General features: G+C 43.6%; 4 protein-coding genes and 1 pseudogene. 4 read left to right on the forward strand and 1 reads right to left on the reverse strand.

Annotated features, from left to right (window positions below):
* The 4 genes and pseudogenes from AB6D80_RS24265 to AB6D80_RS24280 all read left to right on the forward strand — a co-directional run.
* A pseudogene (locus AB6D80_RS24265) lies at positions 1 to 1,230 on the forward strand (conjugal transfer protein TraG); the annotation flags it as partial.
* A gap of 83 nt (positions 1,231 to 1,313) precedes the next feature.
* The gene (locus tag AB6D80_RS24270; RefSeq protein WP_102258301.1) at positions 1,314 to 1,844 is read left to right on the forward strand and encodes a hypothetical protein; all 531 of its coding nucleotides are present in this window, start codon (positions 1,314 to 1,316) and stop codon (positions 1,842 to 1,844) included.
* 493 nt (positions 1,845 to 2,337) lie between these two features.
* Positions 2,338 to 2,988 carry a hypothetical protein gene (locus AB6D80_RS24275; protein WP_371729367.1) on the forward strand — a complete coding sequence of 217 codons (651 nt, stop codon included), beginning with the start codon at positions 2,338 to 2,340 and terminating at the stop codon, positions 2,986 to 2,988.
* Positions 2,985 to 3,749, forward strand: a complete 765-nt coding sequence (locus AB6D80_RS24280; RefSeq protein ID WP_371729366.1) for a sensor histidine kinase — start codon at positions 2,985 to 2,987, stop codon at positions 3,747 to 3,749. Before AB6D80_RS24275 ends, AB6D80_RS24280 begins: the two co-directional genes overlap by 4 nt.
* A gap of 196 nt (positions 3,750 to 3,945) precedes the next feature.
* Here the strand turns inward: AB6D80_RS24280 and AB6D80_RS24285 are convergent, their stop codons facing one another.
* A complete protein-coding gene (locus AB6D80_RS24285) occupies positions 3,946 to 4,299 on the reverse strand; it encodes a regulator (RefSeq protein ID WP_372189860.1) in 354 nt (117 codons plus the stop codon).
* Position 4,300 lies beyond the last annotated feature (1 nt).

Consider the following 4,300-nt stretch of genomic DNA (forward strand, 5'->3'; position numbering starts at 1 on the left):
AACATCAGCGCCAACACGCAAAGCATGCTGCAAGAGAGTGTGGCGAATGCCCGCAGCCAAACGCAGCAAAACCTTGAACAAACCAGTACCCAACTGAGTCAAACCCTCCAAGGAGGCGCCGCGCTGAGCGACCGCTGGCATGATAGTGTGAGTAAAAACCTGGCTTACGGTGAAGGCAATACCAGTGGCTTTAATACTCAAGTCAGCCAAGGTATGAATGACATGCAAACGGCGGTTGACAGCGTGATTCAACAAACGGGTTGGACGAAAGACCAATCAAAAGCTTACCTGCAAAGTGTCTATGGCGGCTTCGAGGGCGGCGTAGGCACCGGTAAAGGGGCATCGCCATTCAATTTAGGCGCCAGTGGCGGCGTGAAATGGTCTGATGATGAACGTACGGCTTACAGCAATATGAATGCCGAGCAAAAGCAGCAGCTTGAGCAAGCCACGCAGCAATACACCGAAGGGGCCAATGCCGTGACCAGTGCCGGCACGCAGGTGGACAATAAAGACACCCGAACGTCGGTTGAGCAGTTTGCGCATGATTTTGCAATTAATGCCAGCAACACCAAGTCTCTTGGTGCTAGCGTGATGCAAAGCCAATCGGACTTGAACGCCCTCTCGAATACTCAAACGCGCCTAAACTCTGGCAGTGCCAGCTTTACGGCCAATTCAATTCAAGGCTTCCAGAATTACTTGGAAACGACAGCTAAATTAGAACAACCAGACGTCCAACGCCTAATGACCGCTTACCAACCGGAAGATATTGCTGATGCTAAAAAGTCTTGGCAAGAATACACACGCACTAAAGAGTTCACCACCATGGCGGGACTCGATGGTGACACGGCGAAGATTGTGGCAACAATGGAGAAAGCGCATGAAACCACCACCCCAACCCAACAACCAGAACTGACACCCGAGCAAAACAACACGATGGAGAAAGGATGGGCTAGTACCGTCGATGCCGTGGCACACACCCGCACCGAGATGCTGCATACCAAGGGAACGGGCGGACTCTTTAATCAAGCGCGCTTTGATGGGGTTACCGATGATGTAAAACTTCAACAAGAGGAAGCGCAGAAACCCATCATCAAACCTGAGCCGATGATTGAACTGACAGTCAAGTCGCAGGTAGAAAAGGAGATCACTAGACCCGAAAGGACGGAATACGTCACCTCCGACCAAGCCTATCCTGCGGTGCCAAGATACACACAAAATTCGAAAGAATAATACTTAACTAGGTGCATAAAAAAGAACTTTATGCACCGCCTAAATACTGGTATTATGATCAGGTATCTAAAGGGAGAATGACCATGAAAACAGTCTTACCATTACTGCTGCTTACCTGTGCGAGCGTGCAAGCTCAACCCCACTCTCCTGAGCTCACTCAACTGCTGAGTGAGATACACGAGCAGTACGAAAACCCCAAATTATCTAGCGCCCCTAGAGCAATGGCAGACATCACCAAACTGCCCTACTTCTTGCAGCACATTGACGAGACGGACACCGTGGAGTCCATACGCTTAAACGCTTACTTGCAAGGTTTGCATACTGCGTATTTTGACAATGCCTATAATCAAAAACAGCTAGGCGGAGGAAGCTGGTTCTGTATGCGCGATACAATGGCACTCGATCCAAGGCGCCACCCTGAGTTCCTTGAAGATATGATCTGGATGGTACTTGAGAAAACCGCCAAAAACGATCCGCAGAAGTTCAGACGAGCAAACTATGCAGGGTCCTTCGGCGTTGATATTTCAATGATTATTAACTACGGCTTACAAACCGAATACCCTTGCTACAGCCCTATCCCTAAATCGTTACAATTTAACGGCTGGAAATATTAATCTCGGCATAGGATATCCATCGAGAGTGAATGTAATTTCAGGTATAAGGCCAGTACGAGAGAGTAGGAACGGGTTAAATGTCTTTATTCTAAACTAGGTATTCATTGGCCGCTGCTTGGGCACAAAAACGTTCCTTTAACCCTATGCAGCCCAATAAAGTATCCTCTTAAAATGGTAGCGATCGTATTGGTACGCTGCTATTTGTTCTAATGAATCATTAGAGTAGTAGCTCTAGCTCATTTCTGCCCCATTGTTGGATAGACCTTTTACTCATTCACATCCTGTTCATGGGGTTTTGCCCTACTAGAAGTTATCCATTCTTCTAATGCTGTTCGTCGTGAATCCCCGTGTTGTATCACGGGGGTAAATTCGACCTATCAATCAAGTTCGAATCACATTAAAAGCAATAGAATCTAATAACTAACTGTCTGCTCTTTCATTTATAACACCTATATGCATAATGTCTTTCATCACAAATGCAATTGGTTAAACAATGTTCTGGAATAAGAAAAAGCGATACCTTTTAAGTGAACTCAATGGACATATCAATACGATTAACGCTGAACGTGCAAGTATACCGATAGCTGTGATTGATGATCTTGATGTTCCTTACATCGAAGCTGTTAGAAACTGCGGCTATAAGGGAATAACACACTACACAGACATTGATAACTTTGAAATGTTAAGTGTTTATCAAGTCATTATATGCGACATCAGGGGGGTAGGAAAAAAGCTTAGTAAAAATGAGGGAGCTTTTATTATACAGCAACTTAGAAAAGTCTATCCTGACAAATATATTATTGCGATGTCGAGCAATCTATACCACCTACCGATCCAAAATTATATTGGTGTTGCAGATGCCAAACTTAAACGTGACGTGTCAAGTGACAGAGTAATAAGAGAGATTGAAAAAGGCGTTGCTGTAATGAGTTCTCGTAAAGAACGTTGGTTGAGGTTTCGCGATTACTTATTAAAGACACATCAAATGGACTTGTACGATGTTTGGCAGATAGAGCAAGAATTTATAAAATCAGTACTTACTCACGACCGAAAAGGTTTCGAAGAGAGTGATGTACTGAAAAAACACGGTGGCGATATGGTAAAAGGCCTGCTAGTTAACTTTATCTCGGGAATAATATTTTGATAGCAAGTGAACATTATGACGGGTTGGTTTTAGATTCAATGCATGAGCTCCGTTATTTTAACCAACGACTTAAGAATCTATCAGAACAAGCATCAAAGATTGTAAAAACAGGCGATTTTGGCCATGAATCACCTCTCGCATTGAACGCGCACAATGCTGATCACCTCAGAACGATTATTGAGGGGGTGCTTGATTTGTCACAGCTTTTTACTACCAGATTAGACTTTATTGATGTTGAGTTAAACCCGGACAACGTCGAACATTTAGATGTCTGTGAGGTTAATTTATTCGGCAAATTCGATAAAGCTCGCCGAATGCTAAACGCCTTGGCTCGAGAAAAAAGAGTCAAGGTTTGCATAAATGGTGATTCAGAAGTAAGACGCTCATTTGATGCGTATACGATTATCGATATTTTGCCATATCTAATTTTAGATAATGCCGTCAAATATAGTCCTGAACAAATGGAAGTCGATGTTGATTTCATTTATTACGACAACATCACAGAAGTGACAATTTCATCATATGGCCCTACAGTTCCACAAACAGAGTTGAAAACTCTAGTGAAAAAGCACTATCGAGGTGAGAGTGCCATGAAGTTAGACAACTGCGTCGGACGTGGCCTAGGGTTGTATTTTGTTGATTATATCTGTGAGTTACACGATATCGAGCTGACCCTAAACTCTCAACCTGAGTCAATTCAATTTGAAGGTATACCACACTCTCAATTTGAAGTGACTTTGAAAGTTCCTTGGAATACTTAATGCTCAAGCCATAAAAAAGCCGAACTCAATGAGTCCGGCTTCTTTCTCCTTGATATGACCAAAAAGGAGGACTGGTTAATCCCACAAGGAACGGCTTGTGTCCAGTCGTAGTAACTTTAACAAGTAATTACCGCACCACGTAGTCGATTACTATGAACCTTTGCGATGCGCCTGAAAAAACCATACTTTTCTAATCCTATTTCTTGATACTAGCGATTGCTCTAGCAAGACCAAGTAAATGTGTTGAAGTCTTAATCTCTAACTCAGACTGAATACCTAAAAGCGCTATCCCTGCCAATATTTGCTGTGGCCTCACCACTTGGCCTGTCGGCAGCTCCATACTGTCGTATAACATTTTGAACTGCACCCAATCTTCATTAATACTAAGTTCTCTACCTTTGGCCATCCGCATCAGTCTTTTGCACTCGGGAGGTATTGGCTTTCCCTCATCCCAACCTGTGACTGTTCTCACAGTTTTAAAACACAGTTCAGCGACCTCTTCCTTTGTCATTTGGCACTCTAACTCTCGAAAAATGTAATTCTTACTCATT

The organism is Vibrio sp. 10N.247.310.17, from assembly GCF_041466605.1.
Classification (GTDB): Bacteria; Pseudomonadota; Gammaproteobacteria; order Enterobacterales; family Vibrionaceae; genus Vibrio; species Vibrio tasmaniensis_A.

Coding starts and splice junctions, on each gene's coding strand:
- AB6D80_RS24270 (WP_102258301.1), top strand. CDS start 1,314: ATGAAAACAGTCTTACCATTACTGCTGCTTACCTGTGCGAGCGTGCAA.
- AB6D80_RS24275 (WP_371729367.1), top strand. CDS start 2,338: ATGTTCTGGAATAAGAAAAAGCGATACCTTTTAAGTGAACTCAATGGA.
- AB6D80_RS24285 (WP_372189860.1), bottom strand. CDS start 4,299: ATGAGTAAGAATTACATTTTTCGAGAGTTAGAGTGCCAAATGACAAAG.